Origin of the sequence: Brevundimonas sp. (genome assembly GCF_013912005.1) — a bacterium.
In the GTDB taxonomy this organism is placed as follows: domain Bacteria; phylum Pseudomonadota; class Alphaproteobacteria; order Caulobacterales; family Caulobacteraceae; genus Brevundimonas.
Map to the genome: position 1 here is coordinate 55,000 of NZ_JACESB010000013.1, position 22,089 is coordinate 77,088.

The following is a 22,089-nucleotide window of genomic DNA, read 5'->3' on the forward strand; positions in this document are numbered from 1 at the left end:
CCCGATGACCGTCTCAGGCGAGTTCGTCCAGCCGTGCGGCGAGCGAGAGCAGATCGCCCCAGACCGCCTTCCGGGCCATCGGCGTGCGCAGCAGGAAGGCCGGATGCAGCGTCGGCAGGGCCGGCGCGGCGATCCCGCCCTCGGCCAGGCGCCATTCCTTCCACTGCCCGCGCAGCTTCATGATTCCCTCGTCGGTCGCCAGCACCGACTTCGACGCGGCCGCTCCCAGCAACAGGACCGCCCGGGGCTTCAGCAGGGCGAAGGCCCGCTCCAGGAAGGGCGCGCAGGTCGCCTGCTCGGCCGGCGTCGGGGTGCGGTTGCCGGGCGGCCGCCAGAAGACGGTGTTGGTGATGAACACCCGCCCCTCCAGCCCCGCCTCGCGGAGCATGCGGTCGAGCAGCTGGCCCGCCTTGCCGACGAACGGCTCGCCGCGGGCGTCCTCCTCGGCGCCTGGGCCTTCGCCCACGACCATCACCGGCGCCTGCGGGTCGCCCCGGCTGAACACCGCCTGCCGGGCGCCCATGCCGCGCAGGGGGCAGCCCTCGAAGGCGGCGATGGCCTCGCCCAGCGCCTCCAGCGTGTCGGCGGCCGCCGCCAGCCGCCGGGCCTCGGCGACGGCGTCGCCGGCCGGGGCCTGGGCGACCACCGAGGCGGTCGCCTTCGCCACCGCCTTCACCGCCGGCGGCGGGGCCACATGGGTGCGGTCGACCGGGGCGTCCTCGAAGCAGGCGTCGACCCCCGCGTCGCGCCAGAAGGCGAGCAGGCTCTCGGTGGCGGCGCTGTCGAGGGGCTGGACGGACATGGCTCGGCGACAGGGATAGTCCTTGACCGACCTCGCGTCACGTTCGGATAAGGCGCATACATCCGACCACACCGACCGCGAGGGAATTCAGGGGCATGGCCGAACAAGCGATCGAGGGCGGCGCGGCGAACGCGTGGCAGGAAGCCGTCATCGACAAGCTGCCGCCCGCCGAGGCTCTCGCCGGCGTCGAGCGCGAGGTCATGGAGTACGACGTGGTGATCGTCGGCGGCGGCCCCGCCGGCCTCGCCGCGGCCATCCGCCTGAAGCAGCGGGCGGCGCAGGACGGCCGCGAGGTCTCGGTCGCCGTGCTCGAGAAGTCGGCCGAGATCGGCGGCCACATCCTGTCCGGCGCGGTCATCGACCCGAAGGCCCTGTCCGAGCTGTTCCCGGACTGGAAGGAACGCGGCGCCCCGCTGGAGACGCCGGTGACGAAGGACCGCTTCCTCGTCCTCGGCCCCCAAGGTCAGGCCGACCTGCCGATGTTCCTGCTGCCGCCGATGATGCACAACGACGGCTGCTACATCGCCTCGCTCGGGAACCTCTGCCGCTGGCTGGGCGAGCAGGCCGAGGCGCTGGGCGTCGAGGTCTATCCCGGCATGGCCGCCAGCCACGTGGTCTGGGACGAGCCGTCCGGGCGGGTGAAGGGCGTCGTCGCCGGGGTGTTCGGCATCGACCGGGAGGGCAAGCCGACCGGCGAGTTCCAGCCGGGCATCGAGCTGCACGGCAAGTACGTCTTCATCGCCGAGGGCGTCCGCGGCTCGCTGGCCAAGACCATCATGGCCCGCCATCACCTGTGCGCCGCCGCCGAGCCGCAGAAGTTCGGCATCGGGATCAAGGAGCTGTGGCAGGTGCCGGCGGAGAAGCACCAGCCCGGCCTGGCCCAGCACACCACCGGCTGGCCGCTCGACGAGAACACCGGCGGCGGCAGCTTCATGTACCACTTCGGCGACCGCTACGTGGCCGTCGGCTACGTCGTGCACCTGAACTACCGCAACCCGCACCTGTCGCCCTTCGACGAGTTCCAGCGCTTCAAGCACCACCCCGCGATCAGCGAGCACCTCGAGGGCGGGACGCGCATCTCCTACGGCGCCCGCGCCATCACCGAGGGCGGCTTCCAGTCGGTGCCGCGGCTGTACTTCCCCGGCGGCGCCCTGATCGGCTGCTCGGCCGGCTTCGTGAACGTGCCGCGGATCAAGGGCAGCCACAACGCCATGAAGACGGGCATGCTGGCCGCCGACGCGGCCTTTGACGCGCTCGCCGCCGGGCGCGCCGGCGACCAGCTGGTCGAGTATCAGGCGGGATACGAAGCCAGCTGGGTCTATCGCGAGCTGCGCCGCGTCCGGAACGCCAAGCCCCTGCTGTCGCGCTTCGGCACCAGCCTTGGCGGGGCGCTCGGCCTGTTCGACATGTGGTTCCAGACCCTGTTCGGCGGCCTCTCCCTGTTCGGCACGCTCAAGCACGGCAAGACCGACGCCGCCTCGACCGAACCCGCCTCGAAGCACCGGCCGATCGTCTATCCGAAGCCCGACGGCAAGCTCAGCTTCGACAAGCTGTCCTCGGTGTTCGTCTCGAACACCAACCACGCCGAGGACCAGCCCGCCCACCTCCGGCTGCTCGACCCCTCGGTGCCGGTCCGGGTGAACCTGCCGAAGTACGGCGAGCCCGCGCGCCTGTACTGCCCGGCAGGCGTCTACGAAGTCGTCTACGGCGACGAGGCGACGCGGTCGGACCCGCGCTTCGTCATCAACGCCCAGAACTGCGTCCACTGCAAAACCTGCGACATCAAGGATCCGTCGCAGAACATCGTCTGGACCACGCCGGAGGGCGGCGGCGGGCCGAACTACCCGAACATGTAGGGCGGCGGGCGAGGGGCCTTGCCGCCGCCGCATATTCCGGGAAGGTTCGGGCCCATGCGCTCGTCCCGTTTTCGCCTGCTCCTGACCGGCTCCGCCCTGCTCGCCTTCGCCGCGCCCGCCGCGGCCCAGGACGCGCCCGTTCCCGTCGAGCCGGAAGCCGCCGCGCCCGCCGCGTCGGCGGCGCCCGCGGACGAGGCGGCGGCGGAGGGCGAGGCGCCGGCGCCGGCGATCCCGGAGGTCTGGGCGCCTGCGCCGGTCGACGCCGAGGGCCGGTCCGCCTATGGCCTCTACCTGTCCGGCCGCGTGGCCGGCTTCCGCGGCGCCCGCGCCGAGTCGGCCGAACTGCTGGCGCGGAGCCAGGCCCTGGTCCCCGAACAGCCGACCATCGCCGAGGAGGCCTTCCGCTCCGGCCTGTTCAACGGCGACCTGCAGACCGTCGTCGACCTCGCCCCGCGCGTCGAAGGCGCGCCCCTGCTCGCCGGGGCCGGGCGGCTGTTCGAGGTCGTGCTGGGGCTGGAGCGGAACGACGGCCGCAGGGCGCTGGCGGCGCTGCGACGCGCGCCGTTCGAGGGTCCGTACACGTCCGTAGCGCGCTATCTCACGCCCGCCGTCGCCGCCGCCGCGGGCGACTGGGACACGGCCCTGCAGCCGGTCGAGGCGGTCGAGCGCGACCCCGCCGGGTTGATCCTCCGCCTGCAGCGCGCCCGGCTGCTGGAGCTCCGCCGCCGGCCGGACGAGGCCGACGCCGAGTTCCAGGCGCTGGTCGCTCTCCCGGAAGGCGCGCGCCTGTTCGGCGTCGCCTACGGGGAGTTCCTCGAGCGGCGCGGCCGGCGCGACGAAGCGGCGCAACGCTACCGCGCGTCGCTGGAGAGCCCCGCGCCCGATCCCGCGGCGCTGGCCGGCCTGCAGCGCCTCGCCGGGCGCGGCCGCGCGCCGGCGGCTCCGTCGCTCCGGCAGGCCGCCGCGGAGGCGCTCAACTTCGCCGCGCTCGAGGCCGGGGAGTATGACCTCGACGAACTGGCCGCCATCTACCTGCGCCTGTCGGGGAACCTCGCCCCCTCGGATCTGACGGCTCTCCGGCTCGGTCTGGCGCTCGCGGGCGCGGGGCAGGAAACCCCCGCCCGGACCGCCTTCGCGGCCGTGGGCCGGGACAATGCGGTGCTCTACGCCGGCGCCCAGTACAATCTCGGTCTCAGCCACCGCCGGGAGGGGCGGGCGGACGAGGCCCTCGCCGCCTTCCGGCGGGCCGACGCCGCGGCGCCGGGCCAGACCCGGGTCGCCCTCGAACTCGCGGGCCAGCTCCTGGCGCAGGGGGCTGCGGCCGAGGCGCTCGGGATCCTCGACCGTCCCTCGGTGGACACCGCCGGACAGGCGCCCGCGACCCGCTTCCTCCGCGGCGCCGCGCTGGAGCAGCTCGGCCGCATTCCCGAGGCGGAGGCCGAACTGTGGACCGCCCTGCAGGCGCAACCGGACGATCCGATGCTGCTCAACCACCTCGGCTACCTCTGGGTCGACAGCGGCCGGCGCATCGACCAGGGCGCCGAGATGATCGCGCGCGCCCACGCCGCCGAGCCGGAGAACGGCAGCTATCGCGACTCCCTCGGCTGGGCCCAGTACCGCCAGGGCCTGTTCACGGAGGCCGTCCAGACGCTCGAGGGCGCGGTCGAGAAGGAGCCCGCCAACCCCGAGATCGTCGACCACCTCGGCGACGCCTACTGGCGCGTCGGCCGCCGGCGCGAGGCGGAATGGCAGTGGAACCGGGTGCTGACCCTCGATCCGGACGCCGAGCGCCGGGCCGAGGTCGAGCGCAAGCTGGCGCAGGGTCTGCCCGATCCGGCGGCGGCGGCCACCGACGGCGGCGCCTGACCGCCATGTCCGCGCTCCGGGCCGTCGCGCCCGCCAAGGTCAACCTGTTCCTGCACGTCGGGCCGCCCGACCTCGACGGCTACCACCCGCTGGCCAGCCTCGTGGCCTTCGCCGACCTCGGCGACGAGCTCGTCGTCGCGCCGGCCGACCGGCTGTCGCTTTCGGTCCGGGGGCCGTTCGCCGGCGCCCTCGAGGGAGAAGCCGACAATCTGGTGCTGCGCGCCCTGCGCCGCCTGGGCGAGGTCGCCGGGGTGGGCGAGCCGCCGCTGGCGGTCACGCTCGACAAGCGTCTGCCGGTGGCCGCCGGCCTCGGCGGCGGCTCGGCCGACGCCGGCGCCGCCCTCCGGCTGGCCCGCGACGCCCTCGGCCTGGCGCTCGACGACTCGGCGCTGGCCGGGGTCGCCGCGACCATCGGCGCCGACGGACCCATGTGCCTGCACGCCCGCGCCGCCTGGGCGACGGGGCGGGGCGACCGGCTGCAGTTCGAGCCGCAGCTGCCGCAGCTGCCGGCGCTGCTGGTCAATCCGGGCGTCCCGTCGCCCACCGGCGCCGTCTATCGCGCCTACGATCACGGCCAGCCGGTCGCCGCCGACCGGCCCTCGCCGCCGCCGGCGTGGACCGCAGACGCCGTAACGGACTGGCTGGCGGCGCAGCGCAACGACCTGCAGGAGCCGGCCGTTCGCCTCCAGCCGGCCATCGGCGAGGCGCTGGCCGAGGTCGCCGCCCTCCCGGACGTCCGGCTCGCGCGCATGTCCGGCTCGGGCGCCACCGTCTTCGCCCTGTTCGGCTCGCCCGCGACGGCGGCGGCTGCGGCGGCGGGGCTGGCCCGGGCCCGGCCGGACTGGTGGATCGCGCCCGCGACCCTGTCCTGAGCCTGGCGGCGGGGGAACCCGCCGGTCGGCAGCGGCCTTTCAGGACATCGCAGACCGGGGGTCCGCCGCGTCGCCTCGCGGCGGTCGCCCGCACAAAAAGGATGTCCCATGCCGCGTCCGCACCTCCTCGCCGCCGCCCTCCTGCTGGCCGCCCCGGCCGCCGTCGCCCAGACCGTCCCGCAGACCCCGCCGACCCTGCCGGCGGAGCGCACGGCGCCCGCCGCCGCGCCGACCGCCGCGCCGTCCCCGGCCACGGCCAACCCGGCTCCGGCCGCGCCGACCGCCCCCGAGACGGCGCCCGAGACCCCGCCGCAGACCGCTCCGGCCGCCGCCGCGCCTGCCCCGGACGCCGACGATGTGACCGTCATCGCCTCGCCGCCGGTGCGCCACCCCACCGACGGCCAGGTGGACAGGTGGGAGGACCCCGGAAACCCCGCCCCGACGCCGGACCTCTGACCGCCCGTCGCGCTTAACCGTTGGCGAACCGGCTCGCGGTAGGCTCGTCCGTATGGACCTGCTGAGCCCCGCCCGGATCGCCGCCTTCGAGGCCGTGCTCGGCCGCGTGTCGGCTGACGACCGCGCCCGCCTTCACAGCCTTAAGGACGCCGCCGCGGCTGCGGCGGAAGCGTCCGCCCCCCACTGGGACTTTGACCAGCCGGCCCACCGGGCGGAGGAGGCGCTGCGGGCCGCGTTCGGCGACGCCCTGACCGACGACCACCGCCGCGCCCTGGTGGCGATCTGGGCGCTGGAGACGCCGGCGCGCATCCCCGCCGCCGACCTGCCGCCGGCGGTGCTCGAGCTCTATCCTGAGTGGCTTCAGCGCCTTGCGGACTTCCTGACCGCCGCCGCCGATCCGTACGACCGCGATTTCTGGGCCAAGGATGTGCGCATCTCCCTGGTGCTCAGCGTGCCCGGCGCCCGCACCCAGATGATCGACCTGTCCTCGCCGCTGGGGCCGGGCCAGGTGCTGCGCCACGCCCGCGAGGGCCACGGCTGGTCGGCCGTTCCGGCATGGATATCCAGCCGCGGATGGCGGCCGTGGCTGGAGGTGCACACCGAAAGCCGCGAGCTGTCCGACTTCAACGAGGCCGGCTGGGACCGCGCCTGGGCCACCGCCGCCGAGATCCTGAAGCGCCGCCCGCACATGGCCGGCATGATCGGCTCCAGCTGGTTCTACGATCCGCCGCTCGAGCAGATCAGCCCGCGCCTCGCCTATCTTCGCCTCAACCCGCTGAAGCATGGCGCCTTCATGATCCATCAGGGACCGGGCGAGATCCACACCATCCGCGCCTCGACCTCCTCTCCGACGCGCAAGGCGCTGATCGAGAAGGGCGAGTACGTCGCGCGTTCATGGATCGTGGCCTGGCCGCGGGCGGCGCTGATCCGCTGGGCGGACGGGCGTCAGGCGCAGGGCCTGTCCGAAGCCGCCTAGGTCCGGACCTTCTCCCACGCCGCCGCCACCGGCAGAACCTCCAGCCCGGCCGCCTTCGCCAGCCGCAGCACCCGGTCCAGATCGTCTGGCGTGCAGCCGTACGGCGTCGGGTCGTCGGACACGTCATGGCCATAGGCCGTCAGCCAGCCGCGCGCCTCCGCCGCTTCCGCCATCAGCGCCTCGAGGTCGTAGCCGGGCAGGCGTCGGCTCTCGAGGCCGATCGACCTGATCAGCCCGCGGTCCTCCCGCCCGGCGTTGACCCCGTCACGCACCCCCCGCGCCAGATCGAACCGCCCGCGCACATAGCGCTTGGCCTCGACCGAGCAGTCGCCGAACGGCCAGGCGAAGGTGGTCATGCGGTGACCGTCCAGCCGCTCCGCCACCCAGGCCGCATTGGCGTCGAGGCTGAGGCGCAGCGCTTCCCGGCTCATGCGCAGGGCGCTGGTGTGGCCGAAGGTGTGGCAGCCGACCTCGTGCCCCGCCGCGTGCAGGGCCTGCAGGTGCTCCAGCCGGTACTGCTCGCGATCCATGTTCACGCCGCCGCACAGGCCGCCGCAGACGTAGTAGGTGGCCTTCACCCCGTGATCGGCGAGGATCGGTCCGGCCTCCGTCCACGCGCTCGCCGGAAAGTCGTCGAAGCTGAGCGAGAAGATCCCGCGCGCCGGCGCGATCTCCACGGCCTCGACGTCGAGGTGGCGCGCGGCCCGGCGGCGCATCTGGTCGATCAGCTGCATGGGTTCCGCATAGCGGAGCGGCTTTAAAATTCCTTCTCCCCTTGCGGGAGAAGGTGGCGGCCGAAGGCCGACGGATGAGGGGTCGCAGCTGCGACAGGAGTCATCGACCCCTCATCCGACCTCGCTCCGCTTCGGCCACCTTCTCCCGCAAGGGGAGAAGGGCGGCGCTGCCTTGCCCGTCCAAGGCCGCCCGTCTAGGGTCCGCCGCCTTCTTCCCCGGGACGAAATGCCTGCCGTGACGACCGAGCCGCTCGCCTTCCAGGACCTCATCCTGACGCTCCACAAGTACTGGGGCGATCAGGGCTGCGCCATCCTGCAGCCCTACGACATCGAGGTCGGCGCCGGCACCCTGCACCCGGCCACCGTGCTGCGCGCCCTGGGCCCCCGCCCGTGGAAGGCTGCCTACGTCCAGCCCAGCCGCCGCCCCGGCGACGGGCGTTACGGCGAAAATCCCAATAGATTACAGCACTATTACCAGTACCAGGTTATTCTGAAACCCAATCCGGACAACCTGCAGGAGCTCTATCTCGGGTCGCTGAAGGCGATCGGGATCGATCCGAAGCTGCACGACATCCGCTTCGTCGAGGACGACTGGGAGAACCCCACGGTCGGGGCCTGGGGCCTCGGCTGGGAGGTCTGGTGCGACGGCATGGAGGTGACGCAGTTCACCTACTTCCAGGGCGTCGGCGGCATCGAGGTGGACGTCGTCTCGGGCGAACTGACCTACGGCCTGGAGCGCCTGGCCATGTACGTCCAGGGCGTCGACAACGTCTACGACCTGAAGTTCACCAGGGAGGGGACCACCTACGGCGAGGTCTTCCTCGAGAACGAGCGCCAGCAGTCCGAGGCGAACTTCCATGGCTACGACGTCGACGGGCTGAAGCGCCGCTTCGAGGACATGGTCGCCGAGGTGTCGCGCCTGCTGGCCATGACCGGCCCGCAGGGCCAGCCGCTGGTGCTGCCGGCCTACGACCAGGTGCTGAAGGCCTCCCACCTGTTCAACCTGATGGACGCCCGCGGCGCCATCGCCGTCGCCGAACGGCAGAGCTACATCGGCCGCATCCGCGACCTGTGCAAGGCGTGCGCGGTCGCCTACGTCGAACAAGAGCGGAAAACCGCCTGATGCCCCAGCTCCTTCTCGAACTGTTCTCCGAAGAGATCCCCGCCCGCATGCAGGGCGGGGCCGCGCGCGATCTGGAGCGGATGGCCGCCGAGCGGCTGAAGGCCGCCGGTCTGGCGTACGACGCCCTGACCGCCTTCGCCGGGCCGCGCCGCCTGACCCTCGTGGTCGAGGGCCTGCTGGCCGCCACCCCCGACCGCGAGGAGGAGCTCAAGGGGCCCAAGACCTCGGCGCCGGCGCAGGCTCTGGAGGGCTTCCTGCGCAAGACCGGCCTGACCCGCGAGCAGCTGGTCGAGCGCGACGGCGTCTTCTTCGCGGTGATCAGCTCGAAGGGACAGCGCACCGCCGACCTGGTCCCCGCCATGGTCGACCAGATCGTGCGCGGCTTCCCCTGGCCCAAGTCGATGCGCTGGGGGACCGGGACGCTCCGCTGGGTGCGGCCGCTGAAGCGGATCGTCGCCCTGTTCGACGGCCATGTGGTACCGTTCGACATCGACGGGATTGTCTCGGGCGACCTGACCGAGGGCCACCGCTTCCTCGGCTCCGGCCGGCCGTTCGCGGTGAAGGACTTCGAGGACTACCGCCGCAAGCTGGAGGCCGAATACGTCCTGCTGGACGCCGCCGACCGCCGCCTGCGCATCCTCGAGGCGGCGCAGACGGTCTGTTCCGACCGCGGCCTCGCCCTCGTCGACGACGACGGGCTGCTGGACGAGGTCGCCGGCCTGGCCGAATGGCCGACGCCCATCCTCGGCGACATGGACCCGCAGTTCCTCGACCTGCCGCCCGAGGTGGTGCAGCTGTCGATGAAGGTGCACCAGAAGTATTTCGCCGTCCGCGACCCGGCCACCCACCGGCTGGCCCCGCACTTCGTGGTGGTGGCCAACGTCGAGGCGACCGACGGCGGCACGGCGCTGGCGGCCGGCAACAGCCGCGTGCTCTCCGCCCGGCTGAACGACGCCCGCTTCTTCTGGGACGAGGACCGCAAGGCCGGAAACTTCGACGCCTGGCTGAAGAAGCTGGAGGGCGTCACCTTCCATGCGAAGCTGGGGACCATGGCCGAGCGCGTCGAGCGCATCGCGGCGCTGGCCCGCGAGATCGCCCCGCTGGTCGGGGCCGACCCGGACCAGGCCGAGGCCGCCGCCCGCCTCGCCAAGGCCGACCTCGCCTCGGGCATGGTCGGCGAGTTCCCGGAGCTGCAGGGGATCATGGGCGGCTACTACGCCCGCGAAGCCGGCCACCCGGACGCCGTCGCCGACGCCGTGCGCGATCACTACCGCCCGCAGGGGCCGTCGGACGCCGTGCCGACCGCGCCGCTGACGGTGGCGGTGGCGCTCGCGGACAAGCTCGACACCCTCGTCGGCTTCTTCGCCATCGACGAGAAGCCGACGGGATCGAAGGATCCGTTCGCCCTGCGCCGGGCGGCGTTGGGGGTGATCCGGCTGGTGCTGGAGAATGGCGTTCGGATGCCGCTGGCCGAGTTCGGCTTTGAGACGCTTCCCGAAATGCTGATGGGCATCGCCCTGAAGCAGTCCGCGCCGGCGCTCCTGAACGAACGTCACCGCCGCGGAGAGGTCGCCAACAAGGCCGCTTCGCCTGATGCAGTCGCGTGGGTGGCTGCGCCGCTGATTGAAGCGTTGGAGCAGGACGGTGGCGCGATTGCAGAGTCGTTCGCAGCACTCCTCGCCTTCTTCGCCGACCGCCTGAAGGTCCTCCTCCGCGACCAGGGCAAGCGCCACGATCTCGTGGACGCCGTCTTCGCGCTCGGCGACGACGACCTCGTCCGCATCGTCCGGCGCGTCGAGGCGCTCGACGCCTTCCTCGCCACCGACGACGGGGCCAACCTGCTGGCCGGCCACCGCCGCGCCTCCAACATTCTCAAGGCCGAGGCCAAGAAGGGCGAGCTGCCGGCCGGCATGGTCCAGACCGGCCTGCCCGGCCAGCCCGAGGCCGAGGTCGCCCTGGCCTTCGCCGTGGGCGCGGCCCGCACCGCGGTCGACGCGGCGCTCGAGGGCGAGGACTTCGCCGCCGCCATGACGGCCCTGGCCGCCCTGCGCGCCCCGGTCGACGCCTTCTTCGATCAGGTGATGGTCAACTCCGAGGTCCCCGCCGAGCGGGAGAACCGGCTGAAGCTGCTCGGCCAGGTCCGCGACGTCATGGGCCGGGTCGCCGACTTCGGGAAGATCGCGGGCTAGGGCGGGGCGCCTCCGCCTCACCTCTCCATCGCCCCGCAAGGCGATGGAGAGGACAGGTCGAGCGCAGCGAGACCAGGTGAGGGCGGCGCGGGCGGTTGTGACTGGCGACCGGTCCGGCGGCCTGCGCCACCCCCTCCACCATTCTCCGCCTTCGGCTCCGGACGGTCCCCCTCCCCATCTGCGATGGGGAGGTGAGGGCGAAGGCGCCCCTCAGGCCCCGAGGATCCAGCCCTCTTCCTGCTCGACGCGGGCGATCAGGGCCTCGTCGGCGCCCTTCGGCGGGGCGAAGGCCTTCGCCAGTTCGCCGGCCTCGTCCATCTTCGCCAGCGCCTCGGCCGTGGCGCGCACCTGGGCCTGGTCCCTGAACTCGCCGGGCTGCGGCTTGCCGTCGAACATCGACGGCCAGACCTCGACCACCAGGGCCGACAGCGGTTCGACGTCGGCGGCGTCCAGCGCCCGCCAGCCGGTCCCGAACGGCCACACCGCGCCCGACGGCCCCAGGCTCTCCAGCAGGCGGCGCACCATGGGCACGCCGACGAGGGTCTGGCCGCCCACCGCGCCCGCGCCGTGCATCTGCCACACCGACTTGGGCTGCAGCTTGCCCTTGCGGGCCGCGTCCTCGGTGGCCCGGAACTCCGGGATGTCGGCGCCCGCGCCGGCGGGCGGCTTGGTGGTGGTCAGCCAGCGCTGCGCCTGCTTGGCCGGCGCGCCCCAGAACGGCCAGGCCTCGTCGGTCATCAGCCGGTTCATCTTGGCCGCCACCTGGTAGCGGTTGTTGGTGTTGTCGGCCTTGTCGACTACGTTCGAGGCGAGGAATTTCCACATCGCCTGCCACGGCGTCCCCGTCAGCTTCAGCCGCTCCGCCGTGCCCGCCGGGAAGCCGAAGTTGAAGTCGAAGCCGACCAGCACGCGGTCGCCGCGCTTGCGGTGCTCGGAGATCAGCTTGTTGAGCAGGGCCTCGCCCTCGGCCCGCGTCGCGGTGTTGTGGGTCTCGGTGTAGAGCCGGAACCGGACGTCCCGCTTGGCCACCCCGATCCACACGGACTGGTCGCCCAGCTTCTTCCCCTCCGCGGCGGTCCAGTCGGCGATGATGACGGCGTCGAAAAGGCGGGCCACGGCGGGCGCTCCAGGGCTGTTCGGTCGGAAATGGGAACGGGGCTTCTAGCGTTCCCCCGTCCTGGGCGGAACCCCGCTCAGGGCCGAAGCAGCGCCTCGAGATGCGACAGCCAGCGCCGCCCCAGCCGCAGGGCCTCGCCCGGCGAGCTGGTCTGCACCGGCAGGGTCGCGTCCCACAGCGCCAGTTCGAACTCCGGGTTGCGGGCGTCGGCGAACATCAGCCGCAGCACCACCTGCTCGGCGTCCGGCGCCATCACGTCCAGCGACTTGCGGGTCTCGCCCCGCCGCACCCGGGCGACCACGTGGCCGTCGACGATGACCTCGCCGCCCTCGATCTCGTCGAAGGCGTAGACCAGTCCCATGGCGCCGCGGTTCCACAGCACCGCGATCTGCGCGCCGTCGAAGTCCAGCCCGGCGGCGCGCCCCTCCGCCGGCGACAGCGCCTCGGCTTCGGGAACCACGCCGAGAGACCTGAGCAGGGCGCGCTTCATCCGCCGCACCGGCTCCATCCACCACGCCAGCAGCAGGGCGCCGGTGGTCAGGGCCGCCGCGGCCAGCGCCACCAGCAGGACCACCCGGAGCGCCTCGGCCACGGCTCAGTCCTCCAGTTCGACCACCACCGGCACGTGGTCCGACGGCTTGTCCATGTCGCGGGCGTCCCGGTGGGTCTCGACGCCCCGGAAGCGGTCGGCGGCCTGGGGCGACAGCAGGTGGAAGTCGATGCGGATGCCGTGGTCGCGCTGCCAGGCTCCGGCCTGGTAGTCCCAGAAGGTGTAAGTCCCCGGCGGCTGCCGGCCCAGTTCGCCGGCGTCATACAGGCCGAGGTGGCGCAGCGCGCGGAAGGCGGCCTGGCTCTCGGGCCGGAACAGGGCGTCGCCCACCCAGGCCGACGGGTTGCGGGCGTCCTCCGGCGTCGGAATGACGTTGTAGTCGCCGCACAGGGTGAAGGCCTCCTCCTGCGCCAGCAGGGTGCGGGCGTGGGCCTGCAGCCGGTCGAACCAGGCCAGCTTGTAGGCGAACTTCGGGCTGTCCACCGGATTGCCGTTGGGCAGGTAGAGGCAGCCGATGCGCACCGGCCGCGCCGTCTCGATCACCGCCTCGATGTAGCGGGCCTGCTCCGCCTCCGCCTCGTGGCCCGAGGCGTCGACGCCCGGCAGCCCCCGCCGCACGTCGGACAGCGGGAATTTCGAGAGCAGGGCGACGCCGTTGTAGGACTTCTGCCCGTGCGTCTCGACGTTGTAGCCGAGCGCCTCGATGGCCTCGCGAGGGAACTTCTCGTCGAGGCACTTGATCTCCTGGAGGCCGACCACGTCGGGCCGCGCCGCCTCCAGCCACGCCAGCACCGTGGGCAGGCGCGCGTTGACCGAGTTGACGTTCCAGGTGGCGATGCGCATGCGCCATGCCTACGCCGTGTCGGGCCGGTCTGTGAAGCTCGGATGTCCCGACGAAAAACGCCCCGGAGTCTCCCCCGGGGCGTCCGTTCCGTTCAGGCGCGGCGCTTACTGCTCGGCGGCGGGCGCGGCGGCCGGGGCCGGCGTCAGGGTGCAGCCGCCGCCGATCCTCTGCGCGGTGGCGCAGGGATAGATCTGCTGCGTCGCCCCGTCCTTGAGGCGGGCGATGTAGCCCTCGCCTTCAGCGGCGCACTTCACTTCGAAGAAGCGGCCGTTGGCGTTGGATCCCATCAGGCGGACCTGCTGGACGCTGCAGCCGGCGGCTTCGGTGTCGGCGAGCTTCGCCTGAAGGGTGGCGTTCTGCTCTTCCGCGGTGGTGAAATGGCACGTCCCGCCGCCGGAGACGATCTGCAGGCAGTCCTGAAGCGTCCAGCGCCCGTCGACCTTCTCCAGCCGGTAGCCGTCGACGCCGGTGCAGCCGACCTCGTAGACCAGACCGTTGGTCTCGTTCTTGCCGACCGCGACAGCCTCGTCGACGGTGCAGCTCGCCCCCGCTTCCCGGGCCCATTCGCTCACCAGGGCCAGACCGTTCTGGTTGGCGGGCAGGACGCACTGCTGTCCCGCATCGGCCGCGGGATCGGTGCGGCGGGCGACCCAGGCGGTGCCGGCGAGCTCAAGACAGTTGAAGGCCTGCGGCGGCGTGGAGGCGATCAGGATGTAGCCCGGGGCGGAGGCGCAGGCGACCTCGTAGACCTGGTGCTCGCCGATCATTCCCGGGTTGGCCGCGCCGGCCACCTGGCAGTCGAGACCGGCGCTGGTCACCTGCGCTTGCGCGGCCGCCAGGACCGCTTCGGGCGAGGGGGCGGCGGGAGCCTGCGGACGGGCTTCGGCGCGTCCCGCGCCGCGCTGCGTGCGCCGTTCGGTCACCGACCGGTCGGGCCGGTTGTCCGAGTCCGCGCTCGGCCGCGAGTCCGTGGGCGCGACCTGCGCCATCACCGCAGGCGCCTGCGCGGCGAGGAGAAGTGCGGCGAGGCCGCCGAGCAAGGATCTGGTGAACACGGGCAGCTCCGATGAAATGCGACCGGTTTTCTGGCGGGGGCATGTGGCGGGGTCAAGGCGGCGGGGCCGCTGGACGCGGTCGGCCGCTTCGGAGTATGCGGGAATAAGGTTTCGATTGGAGACGGACTTGGCGGACAGCGTCGCCACCGCTGGGGCGCAGGAGGGGCGAGGAGCCCTGGACTTCCCGTTCGCCGCCCCGCCCGGCCCGGGCGAGGCCGTCGAACTGGCTCCCGGCGTGCTGTGGATGCGCCTGGCCATGCCCCTGGCCCTGGATCACATCAACGTCTATGCGCTCGACGACGGGCGGGGCTGGGCGCTGGTGGACACCGGCCTCGCCCTTCCGGCGACCCGGGACGAGTGGGATCGCATCCTCGCCGGTCCGCTGGGCGGGCGGCCGGTGACGCGGGTCATCTGCACCCACATGCATCCGGACCACATCGGACTGGCGGGGTGGCTCTGCGAGCGCTTCCAGGCGCCGCTGGTCATGACGCGCCTTGAATACGTCACGGCCCGGATGCTGCTGGCCGATACCGGCCGGCCGGCCCCGGAGAGCGGCGCGGCCTTCTACCGGGCGGCCGGCTGGGACGAGGCGCAGCTGGAGCGCTACCGACAGGAGTTCGGCCAGTTCGGACGCGCGGTCGCCCCGCTCCCGGACGGCTTCGTCCGCATGCGCGAGGGCGACCGGCTGGTCATCGGCGGAGAGGCGTGGCGGGTGGTCGTCGGGGAAGGCCACAGCCCCGAACACGCCTGCCTCTGGCGAGAGAGCGACGGCGTGGTGCTGGGCGGCGACCAGATCCTCCCGAAGATCTCCTCCAACGTCTCGGTCTGGCCGACGGAGCCGGACGCCGATCCGCTGGGAGAGTGGCTGCGCTCGCTCGAGCGGATGAAGACGGTGTTTCCCGACGAGGTGCTGGTGGCGCCCTCCCACGGGCCGCCCTTCCACGGCGTGCAGGCGCGGCTGGACGCGCTGCTGCGCGGCCACCGGACCGCCCTGCGGCGGCTGGAGCGAACCCTGCAGAGCCCGAAACGGGCGGTGGACGTGTTCGGCTCGCTCTTCGCCCGGCCCGTCGGGGACGGCGTGCGGGGCATGGCGACCGGCGAGGCCGTCGCCCACCTCAACCATCTGCTTCGCGAGGGGCGGGTCAGGCGCGTGCGCGATGCGGACGGCGTCGACTGGTGGCAGACGATCGAAAAGGGGAGGGCGGCATGACCGACCACATCAAGACGGAACTGAACGGCGGCGTGCTGACGGTCGCCCTGGCGCGGCCGGAGAAGAAGAACGCCATCACCCAGGCGATGTACGCCGCGCTGTCGGAGGCGACCGAGCGGGCCCGGACCGACGACGCGGTGCGGGTGCTGCTGTTCCGCGCCGAAGGCGACAGCTTCTCGGCCGGCAACGACATCGGCGACTTCATCGCCATCGGCTCGCAGACCGAACAGCCGTTCGACATGTCGGTGTTCCGGTTCCTGAAGGCGCTGGCCGATCTCGACAAGCCGGCCGTGGCCGCCGTGCGCGGGCGGGCCGTGGGCATCGGCCTGACCCTGCTGCTCCACTGCGACATGGTGGTGGCGGCGGAGGACGCCCTGCTCTCCGTCCCCTTCGTCAACCTCGCCCTCGCCCCGGAGGCGGCCTCCTCCCTGCTCCTCCCGCAGACGCTCGGCCACCAGCGGGCGTTCGAGCTGTTCGCCCTCGGCGAGCCGGTCGACGGCCGCACGGCCCTGGCCTGGGGGCTGGTCAACCGGGCGGTTCCGGCCGCGGAGGTCGAGGCGACGGCGGCGGATCTGGCGGCGAAGCTGGCGGCGCGGGCGCCGAACTCGCTGCGCAAGACCAAGCGGCTGATGCGCGACGCCGAGGCGCTGTGGCGGCGGATGCAGCTGGAGGGGGAGGCCTTCGGCAGCCAGATGAAGAGCCCCGAGGCCATGGAGGCCTTCATGGCCTTCACCCAGAAGCGCGCCCCGGACTTTTCGAAAGCCGGTTGATTCGCCGGCGGCGCGGGCGTAGGTGCGCGCGCCCCATGTCGTACGCCCTCCAGCCCGCCGCCGCCGAAGTCCCCGCCTGGCGGGTCGAGCCCGAAGCGGCGCCCGACGCCGCGGCGGTCGACGCCCTCGTGCTCGCCGCCTTCGGCCCGGGGCGGTTCGCCAGGACGGCGGAGCGCCTGCGCGAGGGCGCGCATCCGGCGGCCGGCTTCGTGATCCGCAGCGAGGGCCGGGTGGTCGGCTCCGTCCGGCTGTGGCCCGTTCGCGTGGGCGGGACGCCGGCGCTGTTCCTCGGTCCGATCGCGGTGGAGGCGGCCAGCCGGCGCGAGGGCATGGGCGCGGCCCTCGTCGAGGCGTGCCTTGAGGCGGCCGGCGACGCCGGCGTCCTGCTGGTGGGCGATCCGCCCTACTTCCAGCGCTTCGGCTTCATCCACGCGCCCGAGGCGCGGCTGCCCGGTCCCGTCGACCCCCGCCGCGTGCTGTGGAAGGGCGCCCGACCGGCTGAAGGGACGGTCGCCGCCGCCTGAGCGCTTTGCGCTTCCGCCGGACAGTCCTAAGTCAGGGGCATGGCGGACGCGAACGACAGAGGCGACGGACTGGCGGGCGTGGCGGCGGCGGCCGGCGCACCGGGACGGGGCCTGCCGCCGGTGCACCTGTGGAACCCCGCCCACTGCGGCGACATCGACATCGTCATCCGCCGCGACGGCGTGTGGATGCACGAGGGCTCGCCGATCGGCCGGCCCGAGCTGGTGCGGCTGTTCTCCACCGTGCTGCGCAAGGATCCGGACGGCTACTGTCTGGTGACCCCGGTCGAGAAACTGTCGATCCGGGTCGAGGATCTGCCCTTCCGGGCGGTGGCCGTCGAGCCGCGGGGCGAGGCGCTGGTCTTCCGGACCGATGTCGGCGACGAGGTGGAGGCCGGGCCCGACCATCCGGTCGAGGTGACGACCGACCCGGCCACGGGCGAGCCCGCGCCGCGCCTGCGGGTGCGCGCGGACCTGTGGGCGCGGATCGCCCGCCCGGTGTTCTACGAGCTCGTGGACCGGGCGCGGGTCGACGGGGATCGGCTGGTCATCCGCTCGAACGGCGCCGCCTTCCCCCTCGGGCCGGCGGCATGAGCCTGCAGTCGCTCAGGCGCCGGCTCGAGGCCCGGCTGGACCCCGTCTCCGCCTGGTCGCCCGCGACCGGGCCGCTCCGCTCCGACTTCGATCTCAACCCCGACGCCCCCCGGCCCGCCCGGCGCCTCAGGCCGGCGGCGGTGCTGATCCCGGTCATCGCCCGGCCTGAGGGCGCCGCCGTACTGATGACCCGCCGCGCCGACACCCTGGCCAGCCACACCGGCCAGATCGCATTTCCCGGCGGCCGTCTGGACCCCGGCGAGACCGCGGCCCGGGCGGCGCTGCGCGAGGCGTGGGAGGAGGTCGCTCTCGATCCGGGTGCGGTCGAGGTGATCGGCCTGGGCGACGCCTACGAGACCGGTACGGGCTTCCTCGTCACCCCGGTGGTCGGCTGGCTCGAGGGCGTGCCCGAGACCCGCCCGGCGCCGGAGGAGGTGGCCGAGGTCTTCGAGGTTCCCTGGGATTTCCTGATGGACCCGGCCAACCACCGGCGGGATTCCTACCAGCTGGACGGCGAGGCCCGCCGCTGGTTCTGGGCCGTGCCGTGGGAGCAGCGCTACATCTGGGGCGTCACCGCCGGCATCGTGCGGGCGCTGCGCACGCGCCTGTACGGCGAGGAGCCGGCGCCCGCCGCCGCCGTGGACGAGGACGCGGCGTGATCCTGGCCGGACAGCCGTGGCTGGAGGCGCCCGCCACCCGGAGGGTGATGGCGGCGCTGGAGGCGGCCGGCGGCGCCGGCTGCGCCCGCTTCGTCGGCGGCTGCGTGCGCAACGCGGTGCTCGGGACGTCGGTGGACGACGTCGACATCGCCACCACCCTGCATCCGGACCAGACCGAGCGGGCGATCCGCGCGGCGGGGCTGAAGGCGGTTCCGACCGGCGTCGCGCACGGAACGGTGACGGCGGTCGCCGATGGCCGGCCGTTCGAGATCACCACCCTGCGTCGGGACGTCTCGACCGACGGCCGCAACGCCACCGTCGCCTTCACCGACGACTGGGCGGAGGACGCCGCCCGCCGCGACTTCCGGCTCAACGCCCTGTACGCGGACGGCGAGGGACGGGTGTTCGATCCGACGGGCGAGGGGCTGGCGGACGCGGCGGCGGGGCGGATCGTGTTCGTCGGCGACCCGCTCACCCGTATCCGCGAGGACTATCTGCGCATCCTGCGCTTCTTCCGCTTCTTCGCCTGGTACGGCCGCGGAGAGCCCGACGCCGCCGGACTGGCCGCCTGCGCGGCCCTGGCCGAGGGCATGGGCCGGCTGTCGGCGGAGCGGATTTCCAAGGAACTGATGAAGCTGCTGGCGGCGGAGCGCCCCGAGCCGGCGGTCCGGGCGATGGCCGCCGCGGGCGTTCTCGCCCGGGTGCTGCCAGAGGCGGACCTGGCCCCCGCCTTCGCCGCCCTGGCGGAAACCTGTTCGGATCCCGTCCTGCGTCTGATGATCCTGCTCCCGCCGGACCCGGAAGCGACCGCGGCGGTCAGCCGCCGGCTCCGCCTGCCCAACGCCGTGCGGGACCGGCTGGCGGCGGCGGCCCGCGCGGCAGCCGGGGTGGATTTGTCGATGGGCGAGCCTGCGATCCGCGCCGCCGTCTACCGCCATGGAAGCCGCGCGGTCTCCGACGCCCTGCAGCGCCGGCGGGCGGAGCGGCCGGCCGACGCCGCCGCCGCGGACCGCCTGCTCGCGCTCGCCGGGAGCTGGACCCCGCCGTGCCTGCCGGTCGGCGGGCGCGAGGTGGCGCGGCTCGGGGTTCCGCCGGGGCCGGAGACCGGACGGCTCCTGAAGGCGTTCGAGGCGGCCTGGATCGCTGACGACTTCCCGGTCGGGGGGCACGAGGCGCGGCTGGCGGCGCTGGTCAGCCGGCGGCGGGGGTGATCTCGACGACCACCGGCCGGTGATCGGATCCGGTCGGCGCCCCGAGACGACGGCGCGTCAGGGCGAGGTCGGGCGAGCGCCACACCTGGTCGATGTTGATCCGCAGCGGCGCCGGCGCGGCCGCCGGCCAGCTCCCCGGCCAGCCGGAGGCGGGAACCAGCCCCGTCTGCGCCTTCATCTGCCGCCCGATGCGCGCGGTCGAGACGCTGTTGAAGTCGCCGGCGACCACGACCGGCCCCCGCAAGGACCGGCGGAGGTCGGCCAGCGCCATGGTCTGGGAGATCTGCCCCCACTGCTCCTGGAAGGGCCAGGGCCGGGTGAGGTGGACGCCGACCACGTTGACCGGACCGAGGGGCGTTTCCGCGATCGCGCCCAGGGCGTGCAGGCCGTCCGGCCGGTCAGGGATCGGCGCGAGAGGCCAGCGGGCGGCGATCACCGACCGGGCCGCGCCGCTGCTGCGCTCGATGCGCCGCGAGGCCACGCGGTGCGGATAGCCGGCGAGAATCGCGTCGAGTCGCGCGGCCGGGGCGTCGCCGACCTCGATCAGGACGAGGATGTCCGCGTCGGCGGCGCGGATGGAGGCGGCGATGGCGTCGACGTCCCGGTTCCGGGCCCAGAGGTTGGCGGCGTAGATGCGGACGCCTGGGGCGCCGGGCCCGGGCTCGCCCTGCGGCGGGAACCACTGCGGCCAGACGGCGAGGAGGAGGGCGGCGGTCGCGGCGGCGGCCCCGCCCGCCAGGCGCCGCCGCCGGAGCAGAACGAGAGCCGCGAGCAGGACCAGGGCGCCGACGAAGGCGGGCGCGGCGAACTGGGCCAGCAGGTCGGGGGCGCGGTGGCCGACGCCGGCCAGCGCCGCGACGGCGGTGAGCGCCAGTCCGCCGACGGCGGCGAGGGCGGCCAGCCGCACCGCCCGTCGGAAGGCGCGGCGGAGGGGCTTGCGCCAGGGGTGAACGCCGGTCGTCATGGCGCGTTACGGTCCCGCTTCGGAGGATGGCATGGCCAGACGCACTATCGGCGATATCGAGAAGATCTGGTCCCATGTCGAGGGTGTGAAGAAGCTTTCCGACCGGGTCGTCGGCGTGGGCCCGTTCGGCGTCGGCCTCGACGGCCTGCTCACCTGGGTGCCGGTGGTCGGCACGGCCTACAGCGTGGGGACGGCCGGCTGGCTGCTGCTGCAGGCGGCGCGGGTGCGCGCCCGCCCCGGGACCGTGGCGCGGATGATCGCCTATCTCGGGCTGGACAGCGCCGTCACCCTGGTCGGGGAGGTCCCCTTCCTCGACTTCGTGCCCAGCGTCGCGGACCTGCTGCTGCGCGGCCACCTGATGGCGGCCAAGGCGCTGCAGAAGGACATCGAGAGCACCCACTGGGTCGAGGCCAGCGAGCGGGAGGCGCGCGCCTCGGGCGATCACGAGCGCCATGTCCAGACCCTGCGGGCCGATCCCCGCCTGAGCCGCATCGTCTACCTGCACGACTGAGAAGCGGCGGGAGTTAATGCGCTTCGCTCGCTGTTGTCGAAGCCAGGGCGCGGACTCCGCACCGGAATTCCGGAAGGGCAGCGTCATCTGCGCCCCTGAGGAGACGAGGCTCGCAGACTGATCTCCGCCCCTTTCCGGAGATCGCCATGAACGAAGACCATTCGGCCCGCCTCGCGCTGCCCTATCTGGCCGCCGGCCAGATGCAGAAGCATGTCACGCACAACGAGGCGCTGACCCGGCTCGACGCCCTCGTGCAGACGGCGGTCGAGAGCCGGACCGTGGCGGAGCCGCCGGCGGAGCCGGAGGACGGCCTCCTCTTCATCGCGCCGGAGGGCGGCGGCGCCGGCGCATGGGCGGCCTTCGCGGGCGGAGACCTGCTGCGGGCGGAGGGCGGCGCCTGGAGCCGCGTGCCCGCGCCGGACGGGCTTGTCGCCTGGGTGCGCGACGCCGCCCGCCTCGTGGTGCGCGAGGCGGGCGGCTGGGTCGAACTGGGGGACCGGCTGGGCGCTGTCCGCCAGCTGCAGCGACTGGGGCTCGGCGCCGATCCCGATGCGGCCAATCCGTTCCTGGCCCGGCTGAACAACGCCCTCTGGACCGCCCGGGAGTCCGGCGCCGGGGGCGACGGCGATCTGCGCCTGACCCTCAACAAGGAGACCAGCGCCGACGTCCTGTCGCTGCTGTTCCAGTCGGGCTGGTCCGGACGGGCCGAGATCGGCCTGATCGGCGACGACGATCTGGTCCTCAAGGTCGGGGACGATGGCGGGACCTGGCGCGAGGCGCTGCGGGTGGATCGCGCCAGCGGGCGGGTCGCCTTCCCGAAGGGCGCGCTGCGCCGGGAGGTCTCGGTCTTCACCGGCGACGGCGGCTGGCAGCCGCCGGCCTGGGCCCGCACGGTCGAGGCGGTGCTGGTCGGCGGGGGCGGGGGCGGAGGAGCCGGGGCCGGCGGTCCGGCGGGCGACCGCCCGGGCGGCGGCGGCGGCGGCGCGGGCGGCCTGACGCGCCTCGTCTGGTCCGCCGCCGATCTGGCGGGCGGCGTCAGCGTCGTGGTCGGCGCCGGCGGCCAGGGCGGAAGCGCCGGAGCGGGGCAGGCCGGCGGAGACACCCGCATCCTGCGCGACGGGGTGCAGCTCGCCGCAGCCGGCGGGGGCGGAGGCGGCGGGGCCGGCGCGGACGGCGGCGCGGCCGGCCGCGGCGGGACCGGTGCGGCGG

The 22,089-nt window shown here is 73.7% G+C and carries 22 protein-coding genes; 15 read left to right on the forward strand and 7 right to left on the reverse strand.

All coding sequences use genetic code 11. The features are described from left to right. Positions 1 to 13 precede the first annotated feature (13 nt). The gene (locus H2038_RS10030; protein WP_292112449.1) at positions 14 to 802 is read right to left on the reverse strand and encodes a uracil-DNA glycosylase; all 789 of its coding nucleotides are present in this window, start codon (positions 800 to 802) and stop codon (positions 14 to 16) included. Positions 803 to 1,002: 200 nt separating this feature from the next. On the opposite strand from H2038_RS10030, the gene H2038_RS10035 reads away from it, so the two are divergent. The 5 genes from H2038_RS10035 (at position 1,003) to H2038_RS10055 (ending at position 6,828) form a co-directional block, all read left to right on the forward strand. Then, entirely contained in the window at positions 1,003 to 2,658 is a 1,656-nt protein-coding gene (locus H2038_RS10035) for an electron transfer flavoprotein-ubiquinone oxidoreductase (RefSeq protein ID WP_292112513.1), read from the forward strand. A gap of 54 nt (positions 2,659 to 2,712) precedes the next feature. Further along, a complete protein-coding gene (locus H2038_RS10040) occupies positions 2,713 to 4,524 on the forward strand; it encodes a tetratricopeptide repeat protein (protein WP_292112452.1) in 1,812 nt (603 codons plus the stop codon). A 5-nt stretch (positions 4,525 to 4,529) separates the two neighbouring features. Then, positions 4,530 to 5,396 carry a 4-(cytidine 5'-diphospho)-2-C-methyl-D-erythritol kinase gene (locus H2038_RS10045; protein ID WP_292112455.1) on the forward strand — a complete coding sequence of 289 codons (867 nt, stop codon included), beginning with the start codon at positions 4,530 to 4,532 and terminating at the stop codon, positions 5,394 to 5,396. A 108-nt stretch (positions 5,397 to 5,504) separates the two neighbouring features. Then, positions 5,505 to 5,852 carry a hypothetical protein gene (locus H2038_RS10050; protein WP_292112458.1) on the forward strand — a complete coding sequence of 116 codons (348 nt, stop codon included), beginning with the start codon at positions 5,505 to 5,507 and terminating at the stop codon, positions 5,850 to 5,852. 52 nt (positions 5,853 to 5,904) lie between these two features. Then, positions 5,905 to 6,828 carry a hypothetical protein gene (locus tag H2038_RS10055; RefSeq protein WP_292112461.1) on the forward strand — a complete coding sequence of 308 codons (924 nt, stop codon included), beginning with the start codon at positions 5,905 to 5,907 and terminating at the stop codon, positions 6,826 to 6,828. Here H2038_RS10055 and H2038_RS10060 read toward each other — a convergent pair. Then, positions 6,825 to 7,562, reverse strand: coding sequence for a polysaccharide deacetylase family protein (locus H2038_RS10060; RefSeq protein WP_292112463.1), 738 nt, complete (start codon positions 7,560 to 7,562; stop codon positions 6,825 to 6,827). The two genes, H2038_RS10055 and H2038_RS10060, sit on opposite strands and share 4 nt — an antisense overlap. Positions 7,563 to 7,788: 226 nt before the next feature. Here H2038_RS10060 and H2038_RS10065 point away from each other — a divergent pair, with 226 nt between their 5' ends. Beyond that, positions 7,789 to 8,685 carry a glycine--tRNA ligase subunit alpha gene (locus tag H2038_RS10065; RefSeq protein WP_292112466.1) on the forward strand — a complete coding sequence of 299 codons (897 nt, stop codon included), beginning with the start codon at positions 7,789 to 7,791 and terminating at the stop codon, positions 8,683 to 8,685. After that, positions 8,685 to 10,874, forward strand: coding sequence for a glycine--tRNA ligase subunit beta (glyS, locus tag H2038_RS10070; protein WP_292112469.1), 2,190 nt, complete (start codon positions 8,685 to 8,687; stop codon positions 10,872 to 10,874). The genes H2038_RS10065 and glyS overlap by 1 nt, the downstream gene beginning before the upstream one ends. A 210-nt stretch (positions 10,875 to 11,084) precedes the next feature. On the opposite strand, the gene H2038_RS10075 is transcribed toward glyS, so the two are convergent. The 4 genes from H2038_RS10075 to H2038_RS10090 all read right to left on the reverse strand — a co-directional run bounded on the left by H2038_RS10075 (position 11,085) and on the right by H2038_RS10090 (position 14,440). Beyond that, positions 11,085 to 11,990 (reverse strand): cobalamin biosynthesis protein CbiG, encoded by a 906-nt coding sequence (locus H2038_RS10075; RefSeq protein ID WP_292112472.1) that lies wholly within the window; start codon positions 11,988 to 11,990, stop codon positions 11,085 to 11,087. 77 nt (positions 11,991 to 12,067) lie between these two features. Further along, positions 12,068 to 12,583 carry a hypothetical protein gene (locus H2038_RS10080; RefSeq protein ID WP_292112475.1) on the reverse strand — a complete coding sequence of 172 codons (516 nt, stop codon included), beginning with the start codon at positions 12,581 to 12,583 and terminating at the stop codon, positions 12,068 to 12,070. 3 nt (positions 12,584 to 12,586) lie between these two features. Continuing rightward, positions 12,587 to 13,384 (reverse strand): exodeoxyribonuclease III, encoded by a 798-nt coding sequence (gene xth, locus H2038_RS10085; RefSeq protein WP_292112478.1) that lies wholly within the window; start codon positions 13,382 to 13,384, stop codon positions 12,587 to 12,589. A gap of 105 nt (positions 13,385 to 13,489) precedes the next feature. Continuing rightward, on the reverse strand, positions 13,490 to 14,440 hold the full coding sequence (locus tag H2038_RS10090) for a hypothetical protein (RefSeq protein ID WP_292112481.1): 951 nt from the start codon (positions 14,438 to 14,440) through the stop codon (positions 13,490 to 13,492). Positions 14,441 to 14,567: 127 nt separating this feature from the next. On the opposite strand from H2038_RS10090, the gene H2038_RS10095 reads away from it, so the two are divergent. From H2038_RS10095 to H2038_RS10120, 6 genes are read left to right on the forward strand one after another with little or no spacing between them, the layout of a single operon-like run. Continuing rightward, positions 14,568 to 15,650: an MBL fold metallo-hydrolase gene (locus H2038_RS10095; protein WP_292112484.1), complete on the forward strand. Its 1,083-nt coding sequence runs from the start codon at positions 14,568 to 14,570 to the stop codon at positions 15,648 to 15,650. Next, positions 15,647 to 16,420 carry an enoyl-CoA hydratase gene (locus tag H2038_RS10100; RefSeq protein ID WP_292112486.1) on the forward strand — a complete coding sequence of 258 codons (774 nt, stop codon included), beginning with the start codon at positions 15,647 to 15,649 and terminating at the stop codon, positions 16,418 to 16,420. The genes H2038_RS10095 and H2038_RS10100 overlap by 4 nt, the downstream gene beginning before the upstream one ends. A gap of 35 nt (positions 16,421 to 16,455) precedes the next feature. Then, positions 16,456 to 16,944: a GNAT family N-acetyltransferase gene (locus tag H2038_RS10105; RefSeq protein WP_292112489.1), complete on the forward strand. Its 489-nt coding sequence runs from the start codon at positions 16,456 to 16,458 to the stop codon at positions 16,942 to 16,944. Positions 16,945 to 16,983: 39 nt separating this feature from the next. Further along, positions 16,984 to 17,535: a DUF1285 domain-containing protein gene (locus H2038_RS10110; protein WP_292112492.1), complete on the forward strand. Its 552-nt coding sequence runs from the start codon at positions 16,984 to 16,986 to the stop codon at positions 17,533 to 17,535. Continuing rightward, positions 17,532 to 18,194, forward strand: coding sequence for a CoA pyrophosphatase (locus tag H2038_RS10115; protein WP_292112495.1), 663 nt, complete (start codon positions 17,532 to 17,534; stop codon positions 18,192 to 18,194). Before H2038_RS10110 ends, H2038_RS10115 begins: the two co-directional genes overlap by 4 nt. Then, on the forward strand, positions 18,191 to 19,405 hold the full coding sequence (locus H2038_RS10120) for a CCA tRNA nucleotidyltransferase (RefSeq protein WP_292112498.1): 1,215 nt from the start codon (positions 18,191 to 18,193) through the stop codon (positions 19,403 to 19,405). The genes H2038_RS10115 and H2038_RS10120 overlap by 4 nt, the downstream gene beginning before the upstream one ends. Here H2038_RS10120 and H2038_RS10125 read toward each other — a convergent pair. Further along, positions 19,386 to 20,369, reverse strand: a complete 984-nt coding sequence (locus H2038_RS10125) for an endonuclease/exonuclease/phosphatase family protein (protein ID WP_292112500.1) — start codon at positions 20,367 to 20,369, stop codon at positions 19,386 to 19,388. The two genes, H2038_RS10120 and H2038_RS10125, sit on opposite strands and share 20 nt — an antisense overlap. Before the next feature lie 31 nt (positions 20,370 to 20,400). On the opposite strand from H2038_RS10125, the gene H2038_RS10130 reads away from it, so the two are divergent. Then, positions 20,401 to 20,880 carry a DUF4112 domain-containing protein gene (locus H2038_RS10130; RefSeq protein ID WP_292112504.1) on the forward strand — a complete coding sequence of 160 codons (480 nt, stop codon included), beginning with the start codon at positions 20,401 to 20,403 and terminating at the stop codon, positions 20,878 to 20,880. Between the two features lie 146 nt (positions 20,881 to 21,026). After that, a partial coding sequence (locus H2038_RS10135) for a DUF2793 domain-containing protein (protein ID WP_292112506.1) occupies positions 21,027 to 22,089 on the forward strand: 1,063 nt, incomplete at its 3' end.